This is a genomic window from Aeromonas sp. 11P (assembly GCF_051920165.1).
In the GTDB taxonomy this organism is placed as follows: domain Bacteria; phylum Pseudomonadota; class Gammaproteobacteria; order Enterobacterales; family Aeromonadaceae; genus Aeromonas; species Aeromonas veronii.
Genome location: NZ_JBQBDJ010000004.1, coordinates 3,662,501 through 3,681,679 on the forward strand (window position 1 = coordinate 3,662,501; position 19,179 = coordinate 3,681,679).

Below are 19,179 nucleotides of genomic sequence, written 5' to 3' on the forward strand. Positions count from 1 at the left end.
TAACGCAGGGCCCTGAATCGGGCTCGCGGACAGTGCCTGGTGGGTAGTTTGACTGGGGCGGTCTCCTCCCAAAGAGTAACGGAGGAGCACGAAGGTTGGCTAATCCTGGTCGGACATCAGGAGGTTAGTGCAATGGCATAAGCCAGCTTAACTGCGAGACGGACAGGTCGAGCAGGTACGAAAGTAGGTCATAGTGATCCGGTGGTTCTGAATGGAAGGGCCATCGCTCAACGGATAAAAGGTACTCCGGGGATAACAGGCTGATACCGCCCAAGAGTTCATATCGACGGCGGTGTTTGGCACCTCGATGTCGGCTCATCACATCCTGGGGCTGAAGTCGGTCCCAAGGGTATGGCTGTTCGCCATTTAAAGTGGTACGCGAGCTGGGTTCAGAACGTCGTGAGACAGTTCGGTCCCTATCTGCCGTGGGCGTTGGATGATTGAAGGGAGTTGCTCCTAGTACGAGAGGACCGGAGTGAACGAACCTCTGGTGTTCGGGTTGTCACGCCAGTGGCACTGCCCGGTAGCTAAGTTCGGAATCGATAACCGCTGAAAGCATCTAAGCGGGAAGCGAGCCCTGAGATGAGTCATCCCTGACCCCTTGAGGGTCCTAAAGGGCCGTTGGAGACCACAACGTTGATAGGTGGGGTGTGTAAGCGCAGTGATGTGTTGAGCTAACCCATACTAATTACCCGTGAGGCTTAACCATACAACACCCAAGAAGTGTTTCGAGCCTTGTAACGAATACGAAACTACTTACATCAGCTTTCACAGATTGAAGAATTTGCCTGGCGGCCATAGCGCCGTGGAACCACCTGATCCCATGCCGAACTCAGAAGTGAAACGCGGTAGCGCCGATGGTAGTGTGGCATTCGCCATGCGAGAGTAGGACACTGCCAGGCACCCAATACAAGTAACCCCGCTCATCGAGCGGGGTTTTTTATTGCCTGAAAATTACGTCTCCTTCCCGAAAAACCCCTATTTCCATTAATCCATTCAATCACTTCGTTTTTTAATCCTTCTCTATTCAATTTTGTTGTACCAAAACCGGAGTGATCTTGCTCTCGCCTTTTGACTTGCCCTCCGATGGCTGGGCATAAAAAGTACAGAATGTGATGATTCTACCTTTCTTGTGATTCCGGCTCTGCTTTAATGCCTTCGTCCACATGGATGGACCAAGGAATCACAATAAATTAAGGAATAGAGACATGTTCAAAAGAACAGTAACGATGATACTGGCGGCGGGAACCCTGGTATTAGGTGGTTGTGCATCCCACAGTGGAGCAGAGCAGGCTACTGACAATAGCGATTTTGGTGGCAAGTCCATCTATCTGCGCGGTGAGATGAACGACTGGATGGCGACCGATGCGAGCAAGGTTGTCAAGGTAGCCGACAAACTCTACATGGCGAAAGGTACCCTCAAGAAAGAGTGGGCTCCTTACAAGTTCAAGTTTGCTGATTCAGGTTGGAGCTGCGGTACCAACTTTGGTTACAAGAGCCCGAGCGATGGCGTTGCCGTACTTGGTGGCGAGGCTGTGCCGGTCAATCCCTGTTCAAAATATGAGGATATGAAGTTCTCACCGGATGCTGACGGGGTTTATGAGTTCTATCTGAATATGACGGGTGATACGCCGACCGTTTACGTCAAGAAGCCCTGATCCATGTCTGAGTGTTAAATCTCTCAGTAAATTAATCAGTTAAGTGCCCTGGCGCAGAAACCTGCTGGCCAGGGCATTTTTTTAGGATAGAATCTGCGCCCTCATGGCATTAGGTTTACTATATGTTGTGTCATTAATTTTAGATGGCACCATTAGTTGTGTTTTCTGCTGTTGTCATGATGTTGATGCATTCACATAAGGTTGATTGAAAATGGCTAAATCCAACCCGGTGCTGGAGAGCGAAGCTGGCTCCCGCCTCATTCCTCTCCAGGAAACGTCCCTCGAGATCTGGGATAGCAAATATCGCCTCAAGAGCAAGGATGGGCATCCTATCGATGGCACTATCGACGAGACCTACCAGCGCGTTGCTCGGGCGCTGGCGGAGCAGGAGCTGGAACCGGAGGCCTGGTATGAGCCTTTCTTGTGGGCACTGCGCAATGGCGCCATTCCGGCGGGCCGCATCACCTCCAACGCCGGGGCTTTTGAGCACAAGCCTGCCACTTCGACCATCAACTGTACCGTCTCCGGCACCATCGAGGATTCGATGGACGATATCCTCGGCAAGGTGCATGAGGCGGGGCTGACCCTGAAGGCTGGCTGCGGCATCGGCTATGACTTCTCAACTCTGCGCCCACGCGGTGCTTTTGTCTCCGGTGCCGGTGCTTACACCTCAGGTCCGCTCTCGTTCATGGATATCTACGACAAGATGTGTTTCACCGTCTCGTCAGCCGGTGGCCGTCGTGGCGCCCAGATGGGCACCATGGATATCCGTCATCCTGATGTGATCGAGTTTATTCAGGCTAAGCGCGAAGATGGCCGTCTGCGCCAGTTCAACCTCTCCCTGCTGATCACCGAGGATTTCGTCAAGGCAGTGAAAGAGGATGCGCCCTGGTCGCTGATCTTCCCCTACACCGCCAAAGAGGTGGAGCAGGATGGCATTGCGCTGGACGATCCTGCTCAGGTGCTCTGGGCCGACTGGCCCAACAAGGAAGGGGTCGTGTTCAACGAGTTGGGGCAGGTCGCCTGCAAGGTCTACAAGATCATGCCCGCCCGCAAGCTGTGGAATGTCATCATGACCTCCACCTATGACTATGCAGAGCCCGGTTTCATCCTGATCGACAAGGTCAACCAGATGAACAACAACTGGTTCTGTGAAGAGATCCGCGCGACCAACCCCTGTGGCGAGCAGCCGTTGCCACCATACGGTGCCTGTCTGCTGGGCTCGGTCAATCTGACCAAGTTTGTGCGCGACCCTTTTACTGAAAATGCGGCGTTCGATTGGCAGGCGTTTCGCAAGGTGGTGGCCATCTTCACCCGCATGCTCGACAACGTGGTGGAAATCAACCAACTGCCGCTGGCCAAACAGCGCGAGGAGATCACAGCCAAGCGCCGCCACGGCATGGGTTTTCTGGGGCTTGGTTCTACCCTCACCATGCTGCAGATCAAGTACGGCTCTGCGGCATCCGTAGCCTTTACCGAGCAGGTATCCCAGGAGCTGGCGATGACCGGCTGGCAGGAGTCCCTGCGTCTGGCCAAGGAGAAGGGCCCGGCGCCCATCATGGAGCAGGAGTTTGAAGTGACCGGCAAGATGCTGCGTCTGCGCCCGGAAATGGCGGCTGATGGCATCAAGGTGGGTGACAAGGTGAAGGGCAAGGTGTTGCATGCGCGCTACAGCCGTTACATGCAGCAGGTTGCCGAAGTGGATCCTGCTCTGGTGGCCGAGCTGGCGGAAGTGGGTGGGCGTTTCACCCATCACAGCAGTATCGCGCCGACCGGTACTATCTCGCTGTCTCTGGCCAACAACGCCAGTAACGGCATCGAGCCGAGCTTTGCCCACCACTACAGTCGCAACGTTATCAAGCCGGGCAAGAAGAGCAAGGAGAGTGTTGACGTTTACTCCTTCGAGCTGCTGGCCTATCGCGAGCTGGTGAATCCGGCCGCCATGCCTTATGCCGATGACGAAGCGAGCCGTCTGCCGGACTATTTCATTACTGCCGATGACATCAGCCCGGCCCAGCATGTGGACATTCAGGCGGCGGCCCAGCGCTGGATCGATTCCTCCATCTCCAAGACCGCCAACGTGCCGACCGATTTCCCGTTCGAGCAGTTCAAGGATATCTACATGTATGCCTCGGACTCCGGTCTCAAGGGCTGCACCACCTTCCGCTTCAATCCGGAGGCCTTCCAGGGCGTGCTGGTGAAGGAGAAGGATCTGGAGAACACCCTCTATGAGTTCACTCTGGAGGATGGCTCCGTCATCTCCGTCAAGGGGAACGAAGAGATCGAATACGATGGCGAGCTGCATACGGCCGCCAACCTCTACGACGCCTTGAAAGAAGGCTATTACGGTAAATTCTGAGAACGACATTATGGTCAAGAAGATCGACAAGAAAATCGTCGCCTACAAGGTGCGTACCAAGGATGAGCCGCAAGAAGATCTCTCTACGCAGGATGACGTGGTGCATATGCACGAAACCGTGCTGCGCCCGGAGCGGCTGATGGGCACCACCTACAAGCTGAAGACGCCGGAACATGTCTCCGAGCACTCGCTGTTCATCACCATCAACGACATCATTCTCAACGAGGGCACGGTGCACGAAACTCGCCGTCCGTTCGAGATCTTCATCAACTCCAAGAGTCTGGAGCACTACCAGTGGATCGTGGCGCTGACCCGCATCATCTCTGCCGTATTCCGCAAGGGTGGGGATGTGACCTTCCTGGTGGAGGAGCTGCGCTCGGTGTTTGATCCCAAAGGTGGCTACTGGAACAAGGGCAAGTATGTGCCATCGCTGATCGCCGAAATTGGCAACGTGATCGAGAGCCATCTCACCGAGATTGGCATGCTCAAGGCGCCGGGATTGGATGAGCATCAGCAGGCGTTTCTGGCCGAGAAGCAGGCCGAGTTGAAGGCGGCTCAGGAGGCTGAAGAGCAACAGACTGGCAGTGGTTTCCCGGCCAATGCCGCGCTCTGCTACAAGTGCCACACCAAGGCGCTGGTGCTGAAGGATGGTTGCATGACCTGCCTCAACTGTGGCGACTCCAAGTGCGGCTGACAAACATGCCCAAGTAGTTGAACGATAGAAAACAGACCGGCCATAGCGTCGGTCTTTTTATTGCTGTTTTTATGCGCTATCAAATCAGGCGGCCAAGTGATTTGTTGCGCGATAGTAAAATCGGGCGTAGCGTTGAGGGTAATAAAACTGTCACGGCCGTGTGGTTTCAATGACATCTGAGATTCACACACGTGGCCCTTCAGTGCCAAGGAGGATGCTTATGGACAATACGGACCGAAAGCTGTTTATCCTGGATACCAACGTTCTGCTTCACGAACCCCTCGCTATCTACTCCTTCAAAGAGCACGACGTGCTCATCCCCATGACGGTGCTGGAAGAGCTCGATAACATCAAGGATCGCAACAAGGATGTCAGCCGCGACGCGCGGGTGGCCATTCGTGCGCTGGAAGATGTGTTCCGCGATGCAACTCCGGATCAGATCACCCAGGGCGTGCCGCTGGCTGGCGAAGCGAGCGGCAATATCTGCATCTTCAGCGATCACCATCTGCCGCAGGATGCCGAGGTGTTTACCGACAAGGAGGCCGACAACCGCATCATCAACGCGGCCCTCTATCTGCAAAAGCACGAGTTGAAGCGTCAGGTGGTGCTGGTCACCAAAGACATCAACATGCGCCTCAAAGCCAAAGGGGCCGGGCTTGCTCACGTTGAAGATTACCGTAGTGACCAGCTGATCGACGATATTCGCCTGCTGGCCAAAGGCTTTCAGGTGGTGCCCGGCAGCTTCTGGGAGCGGGTTGGCGAGTGCGAGAGCGAGACCCATGGCCGCGACACCATCCATGTGATCGATGCCAATCTGCTGGAAGGGGTTCACGTAAACCAGTATCTGGTGGATGAAGAGAATTTCTTCGCTGCCCGGGTGCTCAGCCACGATGGCAACAAGATCCGCATCAAGGATCTGGGCCGCGAGCGACTGATGTCCCGCAAGGCGTGGGGTGTCCATCCCAAGAATGTCTATCAGGGGATGGCGCTGGATGCACTGCTCGATCCGCACATCGATCTGGTGATCCTGACCGGCCCGGCCGGTTGCGGCAAAACCTTGCTGGCCATGGCTGCTGCGCTGGAGTTGGTGATTGAGAAGGGCATTTACGAGAAGGTGATCGTCACCCGGAATACTCCGGAAATTGCCGAGAGCATCGGCTTCCTGCCCGGCACCGAAGAGGAGAAGATGATGCCCTGGTTGGCGGCGGTGACCGACACACTGGAGGTGCTGCATAAGCAGGACGAGAACATGAGCGGCTCGCTCAGCTACATCATGGAGAAGGCCAACATCCAGTTCAAATCGGTCAACTTCATGCGCGGGCGCAGCATCCAGAACACCTTCGTGCTGCTGGATGAGTGCCAGAACCTGACCGCTTCCCAGATCAAGACCATCATCACCCGTTGTGGCGAAGGCACCAAGATCGTCTGCTCCGGTAACCTGGCCCAGATCGACTCTAACTACCTGAGCCCGGTGACCTCGGGTCTCACCTACATCGTCGAGCGTTTCAAGGATTTCGACGGCAGTGCCAACATCTTCCTCAACGGCGTGGTGCGCAGCCGACTGGCTTCATTCGCCGAGGAAAACCTCTGATTCAACTGAATATTTCCAGATGCAAAGGGAGGCCAATCGGCCTCCCTTTTTGATCATGGCGCAGTCTTTACTCCCAAGGGCTATTGGCCAAGGTAGCGCAGCAGCCCCGGGTGGCCGCTATTTTGCAGAATATCCGGCTTGCCTTGCAGGGCGATGCGGCCCTCGTCGACAAAGAGAACCTGATCGGCAACCAGCTGGGCATCTTCCGGATTGTGGGAGACCATCAGTACGGTAATGCCCTGTTCGCAGGCTAGCCTCGCCACTTCCGCCAGCATCTCCCGGCGCAGGGCGGGATCGAGGGCAGAGAAGGGCTCATCCAGCAGCAGCAGCGGTTTGCCGCGCACCAGCGCGCGAGCCAGCCCGACCCGCTGCTGCTGGCCACCGGAGAGCTGTTCAGGCAGGCGGCTTAGCATCTCGCCAAGACCAACCCGCGCGGCTGCATCGATCACCTGTGCCCGCTGGGCGGCACTGAGGCGTAGACCCGGGTGTAGGCCGATAGCGATGTTGTCGAACACCGACAGGTGGAGGAAGAGGTTGTGATCCTGAAACAGGGTGGTGACCGGTCGCTCGGCCGGGCCCAGTGGCAGCAGATCTTCGCCATCGAAACTGAGGCGGCCTGATTCCACCGGCACGAAGCCTGCGATCATCCCGAGCAGGGTCGACTTGCCCGCGCCGCTTGGGCCAATCAGCGCGGTGATCTCTCCCTTGGGCAGGGTCGCGCTGAAGCTGACGCGCCAGTCGGGGTAGCTGGTCGCAAGCATATCAATGTTCAGCATGTTTTCCTCCAAGACCCCGCTCCACCAGCCAGAACAGGGAGAAACAGAGTGTCAGCAACAGCAGAGCGGTGGCGGCTGCCTCGGTCAATCGATAGCTGCCAAGCTGCTGGTAGAGCAGCCAGGGCAGGGTGGTGAGCTCCTGGCTGCCAAACATGGCGATGGCGCCGAGATCCCCCAGCGAGAGGATCATCGACAGCGCCATCGCCAGTGCCAGCGGGCGGCGCAGCAGCGGCCACTCCACCAGCCGCAGGCGATGCAGGCCGCGTACCCCCAGGCTATCCGCCAGCCGGTCGTATTGGCGCACCACCAGCTGCATGGGGGCGGAGAGGGTGCGCAGCACGTAGGGTAGCGCCATCAGGGCGTTGACCAGCACCACCAGCCAGGGGCCGAGGGCGAACACATCGGCAAAGGGCATAAACAGGATAAAGAGTCCGGTGGAGAGCACCACCGCCGGGATCATCAGGATCATCGAACCGCTGGCCTCCCACAGAGCGGCAGCGCGCCGCTGGCGGGTGCGCACCTTGAGGTGACGGCTGGTGAGCAACAGGCCGCTGCCAAGCAGGGTTGCAAGGGTGCCCGCCGCCAGCGCAATCAGCAGCGACTGGCCGCTCGCCTGCCACAGCTTGCTGGAAGTGAGCGCGGTGAGCAGGCCGGGGTGAAGGCCCGCCACCACGATGGCCAGCAGCGGTGGCAGAAAGATGGCGAGCCCGATGCTGAGCGAGAGGAGATCCACCACGGCCGTGCCTGGCTGATGGCGATCCGGCCGCAGGCAGGGACGACGGGGTGTCACCCTGCTGGCTGGGGTACTCTGCAGCTTGTGCTGCAGGGCGAGCAGGGCGGCGGTCAGGATCAGCTGCACCAGCGCCAATCCGCCCGCGGTGGCGAGATCGAAGTCAAAGCGCAACGCCTGATAGACAGCCACCTCCAGGGTGGTCGATTTCGGCCCGCCCCCCAGCGCCAGTACGGTAGTGAAGCTGGTGAAGCAGAGCATAAAGATGAGGCTGGCCAGCCCCGGCAATATGCCGCGAATAAGCGGCCACTCCAGCAGCCGGAAGATATGGAATGAGCGCATGCCGAGCTGGCTGGCAAGGCGCCAGCTCGATTCGGGGATGCTCTCTATGCTCTGCAGCATCAGGCGGGCCGCCAGCGGCATGTTGAAGAAGACGTGGGCCAGCAGGATACCGAACAGGCCGTAGAGATAATTGCCGGGATCCAGCCCCAATGAGCGCAACAGTTGCGGCAGCCACCCCTGCTTGCCGTGTACCGCTACTATGCCGAAGATGGCGATGATGACCGGCAGCACCAGCGAGAGACCAAATAGCTTGATCAGCAGGGTTCGGCCAATAAAACGGCGCCGTGCCAGCGCGCGGGCCACCGGAATGGCCAGCCCGAGACTGAGCAGGGTGGAGAGCAGTGCCTGCCCCAGACTGAAGCCCAGTACATGACGTAGATAAGGATCTGCGAGCAGGGTGCGGGGTGCCAGCGAACCGGCTTGCCACAATAGGGCCGCGAGCGGCCCGAGGGATAACAGCAGGATCAACAGGGTGGCTGCACTGCCCGGTAACCACCAGAGGGGACGAGCCTGTGGTTTCAGAGAACGGCTCACTGGGTGACGGCTTGCAGCCACTCGCGGATCCACCCTTTACGATTGGTGGCCACCTCATCGCTGCTGAAGGCGAGCGGCTTGGCTACGGTGATCATCTGCTCGAATCCCTTGGGCTGCGGCGTGTCGATAACCGGATACATCCAGTTGCCGGTCGGGATTTCCTGCTGGAAGGCGGGGCTCACCATAAATTGCAGGAACTGGTCAGCCAGCTTCCCCTGTTTGGCGCTCTTCAGCTTGGCGGCCACTTCTACCTGACGGTAGTGACCCTCCTCGAAGGCGGCCGCCTGATACTGGGGCTTGTTCTCGGCAATCAGGTGATAGGCCGGAGAGGTGGTGTAGGAGAGCACCATGTCCGCCTCGCCATCGAGGAACATGCCATAGGCCTCGGACCACCCCTTGGTGACGGTGACGGTCTTCTTGGCAAGCGTGGCCCAGGCTTCAGGAGCCTTGTCACCGTAGACAGACTTCATCCACAGCATCAGCCCCTGTCCCGGGGTCGAGGTACGGGGGTCCTGATAGATAACCTTGAGATCGGGGCGCTCCACCAGCTCTTTCAGGCTCTTGGGCGGGGTCTTGAGCTTGCTCTTGTCGTAGACGAAGGCGAAGTAGCCGTAGTCGTAGGGGACAAAGGTGTCATCCTGCCAGCCACCCGGCACCTTGATGCCATCCAGCTTGGCGGGATGGGAGGCGAACAGGCCGCTCTGCTTGGCTTCACTGATGAGTGCATCATCCAGCCCCAGCACCAGATCGGCCTTGCTGTGGTTGCCCTCCAGCCGCAGCCGGTTGAGAATGGCGACCCCATCTTCGAGGGGAACCAGATTGAGGGTGCAGTCGCACACTTTCTCGAAGGCCTGTTTGATCTTGGGCCCCGGACCCCACTCGGCAGTGAAGGAGCTATAGGTGTAGACGGTGAGGGTGTCGGCGGCGAACACATTGGCCGACAGCAGGCCGGTGGTGACCAGCAGCAGGGTCTTCATGGGTGGCACTCCCTATTACTTGTTAATAACGAGGTGCCAGCGGGTGAGGGCGCAAAAAATGAGCGCCATGCCTCAAATTCCTCCGCCAGCATTATCTGGATCAGGTGCACGGGTATAATCTCAGCGGTAAACCGCACCCCGTTTGAGAAACGAACCGCATTGTATTAACGTTCTTTTGGGTAGACCAGCACAATTGTGCAATACCCATGAGATGACGCCCACCCAACAGAGGATGTTCGCGTGCTTACCAATACCAAGGAAAGGCGTGCCTTTGCGCGCATGGTCATCAATGCTCCGGTCACCGTCTATCAGCAGCAGCTGGTGCTGGAGGGGATCTGCCGGGATCTCAGTGCCAACGGCATGGGGATTGCGGTCTCTGAACACCAGCTCGACATCAATCAGCCCATCCGGATCAGTCTTGCCACCAACAACAACCTGTTGCCTCCCTTTGAAGCCCATGCCCGTATTATCCGGGTGCTGGAGGAGGAGAGCGGGTTGCTGCTGGCGGTGGAGTTTTTGCCTCAGGGTTAATCCTTGTTCTCCCTATCGGCAGAGGGAGTTAGCCTTTCTCCTGAACCGGCTGCACACTCAACTGCTTGCTATCGACCAGCGTTTTGCTGGTCGATGCTATTTGGCCCGCAGGCAAGGTGGCGGGACCGGTAGGTTCGAGCAGCAGGTAGCTCTGCCCCTGCCAGTTGAGGGTCACATCCCCCGGCTTGGCGGGCAGGTCAACGGCCAGCAGGGCATGGCCGGGGACGAATACCATGGCTTGTTTCAGCTCGGGAAAGAGCTGGGCCAGCATGGCGGCCATCAGGGTTACCTTGCTGTCGCAGTCCCCCCGGTTCTGCTCCAGCACCTGACGGGGCGGGAGAAAGCCCTTGCCCTGTCTTCCATTCAGGCTATCGAGCTGCTGATAGGGGATGCTCTGGATAAAGGTGAGCATATGGGCCACGGTCTTCTGGCGAGCTTCCGTTTCGGTACTGCCCTGCTGCTTGAGTTGATCCGCCAGCGGCGCCAGCCCGCTGCGACTCTCCAGCGCGATGCGCACATGATCCTGCTTCACCGCCAGTTGCCCGTCCGGGGTGTTGAAGTACTGGAAGTAGTGTTTAGTCAGCCAGGCCTGCTCCTCTTTGCTCCGCTTGGACTGCAGAAAGGCCATCGCCTCGCGCGCCTTGTCCTGATTGCGGCTTTTCAGATGCAGCTCCAGCGAGGGACGGGCGAGGGTGAACTGCACCTCGGGGTAGTTCTGGCGCACCTCCCGCAGCAACACCTGCAACACCTCCTCCTGCATTCTGGCCGGGCGATAGGCGATGAGAGGCGGCAACTTGCCCTGTTCGAGCCGGTAGGTGAGCTGTTGGGGTTTACCTTCGCTATCCTGCCAGCCGACGCTGATCTGGCCGAGGCTGTTGTTGAAGCTGGTTTGGCTGGCCCCCGCAGGCAGGGCAAGCAGCAGGGCACAGAGCAGAGGGATTGCCGTCGGTCTCTTCATCATCCTTTCCTGTGGCACGGGCCAGTTCCGGTGGCCCAAAGTGGGAAGCGTAGCGGACAGTAAAACAGGGAGCCGAAGCTCCCTGTTGATTCTACTCGTTTTTTTGCAACTGGCGCGTTAAATCCAGCTCGGCTGCTTCGCCTCAAAGGCGCTGATGGCGGCCTCGTGCTGCAGGGTCAGACCGATGGCATCCAAGCCGTTGAGCAGGCAGTAACGGCGGAACTCGTCGATCTCGAAACCGAAGCTGAGCTCACCTGCGCGTACCTGATTCGCTTCCAGATCTACCTCGATCTCGATGCCCGGTTTGGCGGCCACCAGCTGGAACAGGGCGTCGACCTCTTCCTCCTTCAGGCGCACAGGCACCATGCCATTGTTGATGGCGTTGCCGTAGAAAATGTCGGCAAAGCTCGGGGCTATAATGGTCTTGAAGCCGTAGTCGGCCAGCGCCCAGGGGGCGTGCTCGCGACTAGACCCGCAGCCGAAGTTCTCGCGGGCCAGCAGAATGCTGGCACCGGCGAATTGCGGCTGGTTCAGTACAAACTCGGGGTTTGGCTGCTGGCCGGCATCGTCGAGGAAGCGCCAGTCGTGGAACAGGTGCTTGCCAAAACCGATGCGGTTTACCTTCTGCAAAAACTGTTTGGGAATGATGGCGTCGGTGTCGACGTTGGCGCTGTCGAGGGGGACGACGATCCCTTTATGCTGTTTGAATCCTGTCATCGAAATGTCCTCTTACAGTGCGCGAATGTCGGCGAAGCGGCCGGTGACGGCGGCAGCGGCGGCCATGGCCGGGCTCACCAGATGGGTGCGGCCGGCGCGGCCCTGACGCCCTTCGAAGTTGCGGTTGCTGGTGGAGGCGCAGCGCTCCCCCGGTTGCAGCCGGTCGTTGTTCATGGCCAGACACATGGAGCAGCCCGGCAGGCGCCACTCAAAACCGGCCTCGATGAAGATCTTGTCCAGACCCTCGGCTTCGGCCTGCGCCTTCACCTGCTCGGAGCCCGGCACCACCAGCGCCTGCACGCCAGCGGCTACCTTGCGACCGCGAGCGATGGCGGCAGCGGCGCGCAGATCCTCAATGCGGCTGTTGGTGCACGACCCGATAAATACCTTGTCGATGGCAACGTCGGAGAGCTTCTGGCCTGGCTGCAAGTCCATGTAGGCGAGCGCCTTGCGGGCTGACTGCTGCTCCATCAGATCGTTGAAGGATTCCGGCGCCGGAATCGGCTCATGGACGGCAATCACCTGACCCGGATTGGTCCCCCAGGTGACCTGCGGGGCGATATCAGCGGCGTCCAGCACCACTTCAGCATCAAACTTGGCATCGGCATCGCTCTTGAGGCTCTGCCAGTAGGCGATGGCCTGCTCCAGCGCCTCGCCCTTGGGGGCAAACTCCTTGCCACGGATGTAGTCGATGGTGATCTGGTCGGGGGCGATCATACCGGCCTTGGCGCCCAGCTCGATGGCCATGTTACACACCGTCATCCGCCCTTCCATGGAGAGGCTCGCAATGGCCTCGCCAGCAAACTCCACCACGTAGCCGGTACCACCGGCGTGGCCGACCTTGCCGATAATGGCCAGCACCACGTCCTTGGCACTGATCCCCTCGGCCAGCTTGCCGTTGACCGAAATGCGCATGGTCTTGGCGCGGCCCTGTTTCAGGGTCTGGGTCGCCATCACATGTTCCACTTCGGAAGTGCCGATGCCGAACGCCAGCGAGCCGAAGGCGCCGTGGGTGGCGGTGTGAGAGTCACCGCAGACGATAGTGGTGCCGGGCAGGGTAATGCCGAGCTCGGGGCCCATCACATGGACGATCCCCTGATATTTGTGGTTGAGATCGTAGAGGCGAACCCCGAACTCCTTGCAGTTGTCCGCCAGCGTCTCCATCTGGATGCGGGCCATCTCGCCGGAGGCGGCGATGTCCTTGGTGGTGGTGGAGACGTTGTGATCCATGGTGGCCCAGGTCAGGTCCGGGCGGCGCAGCTGGCGATTCATGGCGCGCAGGCCGTCGAATGCCTGCGGGCTGGTCACTTCATGCACCAGATGGCGGTCGATGTAGATGAGGGGGGTCTCCCCCTCCACTTCCCGTACCACGTGGGCGTCGAATACTTTCTGATAGAGGGTTTTGGCCATTGCTTCTCTCTTCCTTGTTCTCTGTTATGTGGCTCAGATCCGGGCGGCGATCTGGCTACCCATTTCGGACGTGCTCTGCACCGGATGGCGGGCGCTGGCCTGATGCAGGTCGGCGGTGAAGTAACCCTCGGCCAGGGTCTGGGCCACGGCCTGCTCAATGGCCTGGGCGGCTGCCTCCATCCCTAAGCTGTAACGCAGCATCAGGGCGGCGGAGAGGATCTGGGCGATGGGGTTGGCAATCCCTTTGCCGGCGATATCCGGGGCCGAACCACCGGCCGGTTCGAACAGGCCGAAACCCGATTCGTTGAGGCTGGCGGAGGGGAGCAGCCCCATGGAGCCAGTGATCATGGCACACTCGTCGGAGAGAATGTCGCCAAACAGGTTGGAGCAGAGCAGCACGTCGAACTGGGAGGGATCCTTGATGAGCTGCATGGTGGCGTTATCGATGTACATATGGTTGAGGGTTACGTCCGGATAGGACTTGGCGACTTGCGTCACCACCTCGCGCCACAGAATGGAAGAGGCGAGCACATTGGCCTTGTCGATGGAGGTGACCTTGCCACGGCGCACGCGAGCCGACTCAAAGGCAATCTTGGCGATGCGCTCAATCTCGAAGCGATGGTACACCTCGGTGTCGAATGCCTTCTCGTTCGCCCCTTCTCCCTCACGCCCCTTGGGCTGGCCGAAGTAGATGCCACCGGTCAGCTCGCGCACGCAGGCGATGTCAAAACCGCGATCGGAGATATCGGCGCGCAGCGGGGAGAACTGCTCCAGACCGGTGTAGATGCGGGCCGGACGCAGGTTGCAGAACAGCTTGAAGTGGGCACGCAGGGGCAGCAGGGCGCCACGCTCAGGCTGATCGTTGGGGGGCAGATGTTCCCATTTCGGGCCGCCCACCGAGCCAAACAGCACGGCATCGGCCGCTTCACAACCTTTGATCGTGCTTTGCGGCAGCGGGGTACCGTGGTTGTCGATGGCGATGCCGCCCACGTCATGGTGATCATACTCGAAGGCGAGGCCGAACCTGGCCTGCACCTTCTCCAGCACCTTGACGGCTTCGGCCATCACTTCCGGGCCAATGCCGTCACCCGGCAATACTGCGATCCGATAACTGCTCATACACTCTCCATCCTGATATTGTCATTCCATGCCGTCTGTTTGGTTCCGAGCCCTGTTCAGACGGTTTCTGATTTGATGCTGTTATTGCGTTCCATCTGCTCGGCCACCTGATCGGCGCGCCAGATGCTGTTGATCACATGGAGCAGGGCGTGGGCCGAGGATTCGATGATGTCGGTGGCCAGCCCCATGCCGTGGAATTTGCGCCCCTTGTACTCGGCGACGATATCGACCTGACCGAGGGCATCTTCCCCTTCGCCCTTGCTCTTGAGAGCATATTTATCGATGCGGATCTCATAGCCGGTGATGCGGTTGATGCACTGGTAGACCGCATCCACCGGGCCATTGCCGGTGGCCGCTTCACAGATCAGATCCTGACCCACCTTCAGTTTGACCGAGGCGGTGGCCAGCACCGAGCTGCCACTCTGCACTCCGAGATACTCCAGCTTGAAGTGTTCCGGCTCCTCGTGGATCTGGCTGAAGAAGGCCAGTGCTTCGAGGTCGTAGTCGAACACCTGCCCCTTCTTGTCGGCAAGGGTCAGGAACTTGCCGTAGAGGTGGTCGAGGTCGTAGCTGCTCTCGGCGTAGCCCATGGACTCCATCCGGTGCTTGATAACGTGGCGGCCGGAGCGGGAGGTCATGTTGAGGTTGTTCTGGGTCAGGCCGATGCTCTCGGGAGTGATGATTTCGTAGGTATTTTTCGCCTTGAGCACCCCATCCTGATGGATGCCGGAGCTGTGGGAGAAGGCGTTGGCCCCGACGATCGCCTTGTTGGGCTGCACCGGCATATTGCACAGCTGGCTGACGAGGGTGCTGGTGCGATGAATTTCGTTGTGGCGGATATTGGTTTGCACCCCCAGCAGGTCGGCGCGGGTTTTGAGGATCATCGCCACCTCTTCCAGCGAGCAGTTGCCCGCCCGTTCGCCGATGCCGTTGATGGTGCACTCGATCTGGCGGGCCCCCATCTGCACCGCGCCGATGGAGTTGGCCACCGAGAGCCCCAGATCGTCGTGGCAGTGGACCGAGATGATCGCCTTGTCGATGTTGGGGACCCGGTTGAACAGGGTGTGGATGATGCCGGAGAACTCTGTCGGCACCGTGTAGCCCACGGTATCGGGGATATTGATGGTACGGGCCCCCGCCTTGATGGCGGCCTCCACCATGCGGCAGAGATTATCGATCGGCGTGCGGCCCGCATCCTCGCAGGAGAACTCCACGTCATCGGTGTAGCGCAGGGCGTGCTTGATGGCGCCGACCCCCATCTCCAGCACATCCTCGAAGCTCTTTTTCAGCTTGCTCTCCACGTGGATGGAGGAGGTGGAGATAAAGGTGTGGATGCGAAACGCCTCGGCGACCCGCAAGGCTTCGCCGGCGGCATCGATATCTTTTGGCAGGGCGCGAGCGAGGGCGCAGACCCGGCTGTTTTTGATGTGGCGGGCGATGGTCTGCACCGATTGAAAATCGCCGGGAGAAGAGACCGGGAGCCCACCTCCATGACGTCGACACCGAGCCGCTCCAGTGCCTGGGCGATCTGCAGCTTCTCCTTGACTGTCAAACTGGCCGCCAAGGCCTGCTCACCATCACGCAAGGTGGTGTCGAATATGATGACCCGATCTGACATGTGACTTCCCTCTTCCTAAGTTCGGTAACGTGTATCCTGCGGCGGCATAAAAAAACCCGTGCAGGGTGCACGGGTTTTTGTAAATTCCGGCTATGCCTTAGCCCGGCTACAAGGATCCCGCGCGAGTTAACGCGATTAGGGAGATTAGTAGTAGCGGGGTGGCGATACGCATGACGTTGTTATTCCTTCCAGTCGATAACGCTTTTACCAATATCGAGATTTTTATGCTGTGTCAACACGGAAGGTCAGGGGCAATCTGCTGACGTATTTAATCGGATTGTAAAGGATTGCAAATTTCCTTGTCCCATATTCGGCCCATGACCGATTATCTGGTCATTCCTGCTGTGCTCTATTCTCTGCACAACCAGATCGACTTATCAGCATTGGCTGAATTATCTGAGGTGTTAAATGGAAAAACGTAGACCTGGTCGTCCGGTCGGACGTTCTGACATTCGTGACAAGTTGCTTGCTGCCGCCCGTGAGCGTTTTCTCAATACTCCCTATAGCAAGGTGACTACACGCGAAATCGCGGAGCTTGCTGGCTCCAATCTGGCAATGATCCACTACTACTTCGGCAGTAAAGAGGGTCTTTACAAAGCGGTGCTGGGCGATGTCGCCGAGCCCCTCGACCATGCCTGGCAAGATGAACACAGCAATCACAGCCTCAACGAGCTGCTCAACACCTACTATCAGGTGATGGCGCCCAACAGCGAGCTGACCTCTGCCATCTCCAGCGCATTGTCGACCGAGAAGAGCCCGGGCCGGGATTTTGTGCTGAACCGCCTGCTGGAACGTCAGCTGCCGCAGTTCGATGCCCTGCTGGAAACCATGAAGTCTAACGGCGAGCTGGGTGACAACCTGGATCCCGACATGCTGAAGATCTCCTTCCTCAGCATGATGTGGCAGCCATTCGTGATGAAAGATCTCTACGAGCAGGTGTTTGGCCTGAAAGTGGATGAGCACTTCATGGCCCGTCTGGCGGACCACAACTGCCGTCTGATGGAGACCGGTCTGCGCGGCAGCCACTGATGTTGCCGCAATATCGAGATTAAAAAGGGCCATTCGGCCCTTTTTTCATAAATCTGTTATCCCTTGTTCAACGTAACGTCATCCCGCTTTCTTACTCTGCAAGCAGAATTCAGGGAAGGAGGGGATATGAACAAGATCCAGCAATGGGACCTGCAGGTGTGCCGGGTCTGCCTGCTGCACGGCTACAACCGGCAGCAGGCGAGGGTGAGTCGTCTCATTTCCCGCACCGGCGATGGCCCGCTTTACGCCGTGCTGGCCGCCCTGCTCTGGTGGCAGGGGGAGGCAGAGCGGGAGCTGGTGCGACTGGCGCTGCTTGCCTTCGCCATCGAACTGCCCCTCTATCTGCTGCTGAAAAATAGCCTGAAACGGCAACGGCCAGTCGGCTTGCCGGTCTTTATCACCCCCTCCGATCGTTACAGCCTCCCCTCCGGTCACACCGCCGCCGCTTTTCTGATGGCCACCATACTGGCTACCGGCTTTCCGCTCTGGGCGCCCCTGCTGTTTGGCTGGGCGGCGCTGGTAGGGGCATCCCGGTTGCTGCTCGGGGTGCACTACCTGAGTGATCTGGTAGCCGGTGCCCTGCTGGGTGGCGGTTGCGCCGTGCTGGCGCTCGGCTGGAGCCACTCATGAGGATACTGTTTGGGGTGCAAGGCACCGGCAACGGTCATATCAGTCGCAGTCGCACCCTGGCGCGGGCGCTGCGCACGGCAGGGGTCAAGGTGGATTATCTCTTCAGCGGCCGCCCCGCCGACCGCTACTTCGACATGGAGGAGTTTGGCGCCTACCGCGCCTTTCCCGGCCTCACTTTTGTCAGTCACGAGGGGCGGGTCTCGCCGTGGCGCACCCTGCAGGCCGCCTCGCCGCTCACCTTCTGGCGGGATCTGCGGGCTCTCGATTGCAGCGAATACGATCTGGTGGTGAGCGATTTTGAGCCGTTGACCGCCCACGCCGCCCGCCGCTATGGCAAGCCGAGCCTCACCGTCAGCCATCAGGCCAGTTTCAACTGGCCCATCCCGCGCTGGGGGGAGGATGGGGTCAGCCGCCAGCTGATGCGCCACTTTGCTCCTGTGGATCAGCCGCTCGGGCTGCACTGGTTTCACTTCGGCCACCCCTTGCTGCCGCCGGTGATCGACCCTATCGCCGCTGCGCCGGATAACGGCGAGATCCTGGTCTATCTGCCGTTCGAGCAGACCGAGGCGATCGCCGCCCTGTTGTCGCGCTTTGGTCAGCAACGCTTCGTCTGCTTTCACCCCGCCATTCGCACCCCCAGCCAATGGCGCAACCTGCGCTTCGAACCACCATCGCGGCACGGGTTTATCGCCGTACTGGCCGGTTGTCGCGGCGTCATCTCCAACGCGGGTTTCGAGCTGGCTTCCGAGGCGCTCACCCTCGGCAAGAAGCTGCTGGTCAAACCCCTCGGCGGCCAGTTCGAGCAGCTGAGCAATGGCAAGACGCTCGAGATGATGGGGCTGGCGACCCTGATGGATGTGCTCGATGCCAATCTGGTGCGTACCTGGCTCGACAGCGCCTCGCCCGGGGCGGTTTGCTATCCCGATGTAGCGGGGGAGCTGGCCCGCTGGCTGGCGGCGGGCGCTGACGAGAGCGTGGCCTCTCTGTCACGGCGGCTCTGGGCGCGCACTCTGTTTCCGGAGGAGGTGAGTGATCGCCTGAGCGAGCTGGATGGGGGCGACTGTTTATCCAGCTGCTGGTTATCGCAAGTGAGCGTTGTTGACTAGACTGAAAGGCGATCCCACCAAGGAGAGGACGGAGCAAATGCGCTTTACCAATGAAAACGGCGAAGTCATGAACCTGGCTGACAATCTCACCCTGCACGAGTTGCTCGATATGGGTGTCAGTATCTCGGTCAGTGAAGAGACCGATCCGGATCAGCAGATCTGGCTGGCGGAGCCGGATCAGGAGAACTGAGTCATCATCCGGCATCAAGCCCACCGCTGAGCGGTGGGCTTTTTTGTGGCTGTTTTTCCCCTCTGCGGAATGATCCGCTGGTCATTCCCTGACTTCCTTCCCTTTTGTCTCATGGTTGCTGCGGCAAGTCATTGAATGTTAATAGCCGGTTGAAATGTATGACTGTTCTGGTCAGATAAAGCCGTGGACAAGCGTTATGAAGCGGGTTAA

General features: G+C 59.2%; 16 protein-coding genes, 2 rRNA genes, 1 pseudogene and 1 riboswitch (1 of these 20 running past the window's edge). Of the genes and pseudogenes, 11 read left to right on the plus strand and 8 right to left on the minus strand.

The genetic code is table 11. The features are described 5' to 3' along the window. From ACTG1P_RS17000 to ACTG1P_RS17025, 6 genes are all read left to right on the plus strand, one after another. A 23S ribosomal RNA gene (locus ACTG1P_RS17000) occupies positions 1–709 on the plus strand (it extends 2,181 nt beyond the left edge of the window). A gap of 78 nt (positions 710–787) precedes the next feature. Then, positions 788–902: ribosomal RNA gene (rrf, locus tag ACTG1P_RS17005) — 5S ribosomal RNA — on the plus strand. A 306-nt stretch (positions 903–1,208) separates the two neighbouring features. Then, positions 1,209–1,658, plus strand: a complete 450-nt coding sequence (locus ACTG1P_RS17010; RefSeq protein WP_440001779.1) for a pullulanase — start codon at positions 1,209–1,211, stop codon at positions 1,656–1,658. A 211-nt stretch (positions 1,659–1,869) separates the two neighbouring features. After that, a complete protein-coding gene (locus ACTG1P_RS17015) occupies positions 1,870–4,017 on the plus strand; it encodes an adenosylcobalamin-dependent ribonucleoside-diphosphate reductase (protein WP_440001780.1) in 2,148 nt (715 codons plus the stop codon). 10 nt (positions 4,018–4,027) lie between these two features. After that, positions 4,028–4,711 (plus strand): TSCPD domain-containing protein, encoded by a 684-nt coding sequence (locus ACTG1P_RS17020; protein ID WP_110303463.1) that lies wholly within the window; start codon positions 4,028–4,030, stop codon positions 4,709–4,711. Between the two features lie 220 nt (positions 4,712–4,931). Further along, entirely contained in the window at positions 4,932–6,302 is a 1,371-nt protein-coding gene (locus ACTG1P_RS17025; RefSeq protein ID WP_005358170.1) for a PhoH family protein, read from the plus strand. 80 nt (positions 6,303–6,382) lie between these two features. Here ACTG1P_RS17025 and thiQ read toward each other — a convergent pair whose 3' ends face one another. The 3 genes from thiQ to thiB are packed head-to-tail and all read right to left on the minus strand — an operon-like array spanning position 6,383 to position 9,661. Further along, positions 6,383–7,078, minus strand: coding sequence for a thiamine ABC transporter ATP-binding protein (gene thiQ, locus ACTG1P_RS17030; RefSeq protein ID WP_440001781.1), 696 nt, complete (start codon positions 7,076–7,078; stop codon positions 6,383–6,385). Further along, positions 7,065–8,684 carry a thiamine/thiamine pyrophosphate ABC transporter permease gene (gene thiP / locus ACTG1P_RS17035; protein WP_440001782.1) on the minus strand — a complete coding sequence of 540 codons (1,620 nt, stop codon included), beginning with the start codon at positions 8,682–8,684 and terminating at the stop codon, positions 7,065–7,067. The genes thiQ and thiP overlap by 14 nt, the downstream gene beginning before the upstream one ends. After that, positions 8,681–9,661 carry a thiamine ABC transporter substrate binding subunit gene (thiB, locus tag ACTG1P_RS17040; RefSeq protein ID WP_440001783.1) on the minus strand — a complete coding sequence of 327 codons (981 nt, stop codon included), beginning with the start codon at positions 9,659–9,661 and terminating at the stop codon, positions 8,681–8,683. Before thiB ends, thiP begins: the two co-directional genes overlap by 4 nt. A gap of 60 nt (positions 9,662–9,721) precedes the next feature. Beyond that, positions 9,722–9,812: riboswitch (TPP riboswitch) on the minus strand. Positions 9,813–9,901: 89 nt separating this feature from the next. On the opposite strand from thiB, the gene ACTG1P_RS17045 reads away from it, so the two are divergent. Next, the gene (locus ACTG1P_RS17045; RefSeq protein ID WP_005339160.1) at positions 9,902–10,192 is read left to right on the plus strand and encodes a PilZ domain-containing protein; all 291 of its coding nucleotides are present in this window, start codon (positions 9,902–9,904) and stop codon (positions 10,190–10,192) included. Positions 10,193–10,220: 28 nt separating this feature from the next. Here the strand turns inward: ACTG1P_RS17045 and ACTG1P_RS17050 are convergent, their stop codons facing one another. From ACTG1P_RS17050 to leuA, 5 genes and pseudogenes are all read right to left on the minus strand, one after another. Next, on the minus strand, positions 10,221–11,150 hold the full coding sequence (locus ACTG1P_RS17050) for a transglutaminase domain-containing protein (RefSeq protein WP_184234613.1): 930 nt from the start codon (positions 11,148–11,150) through the stop codon (positions 10,221–10,223). Between the two features lie 117 nt (positions 11,151–11,267). Continuing rightward, on the minus strand, positions 11,268–11,867 hold the full coding sequence (gene leuD, locus ACTG1P_RS17055; RefSeq protein WP_042031829.1) for a 3-isopropylmalate dehydratase small subunit: 600 nt from the start codon (positions 11,865–11,867) through the stop codon (positions 11,268–11,270). A 12-nt stretch (positions 11,868–11,879) separates the two neighbouring features. Beyond that, complete coding sequence (leuC, locus tag ACTG1P_RS17060) at positions 11,880–13,277, minus strand: 3-isopropylmalate dehydratase large subunit (RefSeq protein WP_440001784.1); 1,398 nt, start codon at positions 13,275–13,277, stop codon at positions 11,880–11,882. A 33-nt stretch (positions 13,278–13,310) separates the two neighbouring features. Then, positions 13,311–14,396, minus strand: a complete 1,086-nt coding sequence (gene leuB, locus ACTG1P_RS17065) for a 3-isopropylmalate dehydrogenase (RefSeq protein ID WP_199427662.1) — start codon at positions 14,394–14,396, stop codon at positions 13,311–13,313. A 56-nt stretch (positions 14,397–14,452) separates the two neighbouring features. After that, positions 14,453–16,014 (minus strand): annotated as a pseudogene (leuA, locus tag ACTG1P_RS17070) (2-isopropylmalate synthase). Between the two features lie 408 nt (positions 16,015–16,422). On the opposite strand from leuA, the gene ACTG1P_RS17075 reads away from it, so the two are divergent. The 4 genes from ACTG1P_RS17075 to ACTG1P_RS17090 all read left to right on the plus strand — a co-directional run bounded on the left by ACTG1P_RS17075 (position 16,423) and on the right by ACTG1P_RS17090 (position 18,969). Continuing rightward, the gene (locus ACTG1P_RS17075; RefSeq protein ID WP_005349170.1) at positions 16,423–17,043 is read left to right on the plus strand and encodes a TetR/AcrR family transcriptional regulator; all 621 of its coding nucleotides are present in this window, start codon (positions 16,423–16,425) and stop codon (positions 17,041–17,043) included. 126 nt (positions 17,044–17,169) lie between these two features. Beyond that, positions 17,170–17,673 carry a phosphatase PAP2 family protein gene (locus ACTG1P_RS17080; RefSeq protein WP_005339149.1) on the plus strand — a complete coding sequence of 168 codons (504 nt, stop codon included), beginning with the start codon at positions 17,170–17,172 and terminating at the stop codon, positions 17,671–17,673. After that, positions 17,670–18,779, plus strand: coding sequence for an MJ1255/VC2487 family glycosyltransferase (locus tag ACTG1P_RS17085; RefSeq protein ID WP_440001785.1), 1,110 nt, complete (start codon positions 17,670–17,672; stop codon positions 18,777–18,779). Before ACTG1P_RS17080 ends, ACTG1P_RS17085 begins: the two co-directional genes overlap by 4 nt. Before the next feature lie 37 nt (positions 18,780–18,816). Next, positions 18,817–18,969 carry a hypothetical protein gene (locus tag ACTG1P_RS17090; protein ID WP_005339147.1) on the plus strand — a complete coding sequence of 51 codons (153 nt, stop codon included), beginning with the start codon at positions 18,817–18,819 and terminating at the stop codon, positions 18,967–18,969. Positions 18,970–19,179 lie beyond the last annotated feature (210 nt).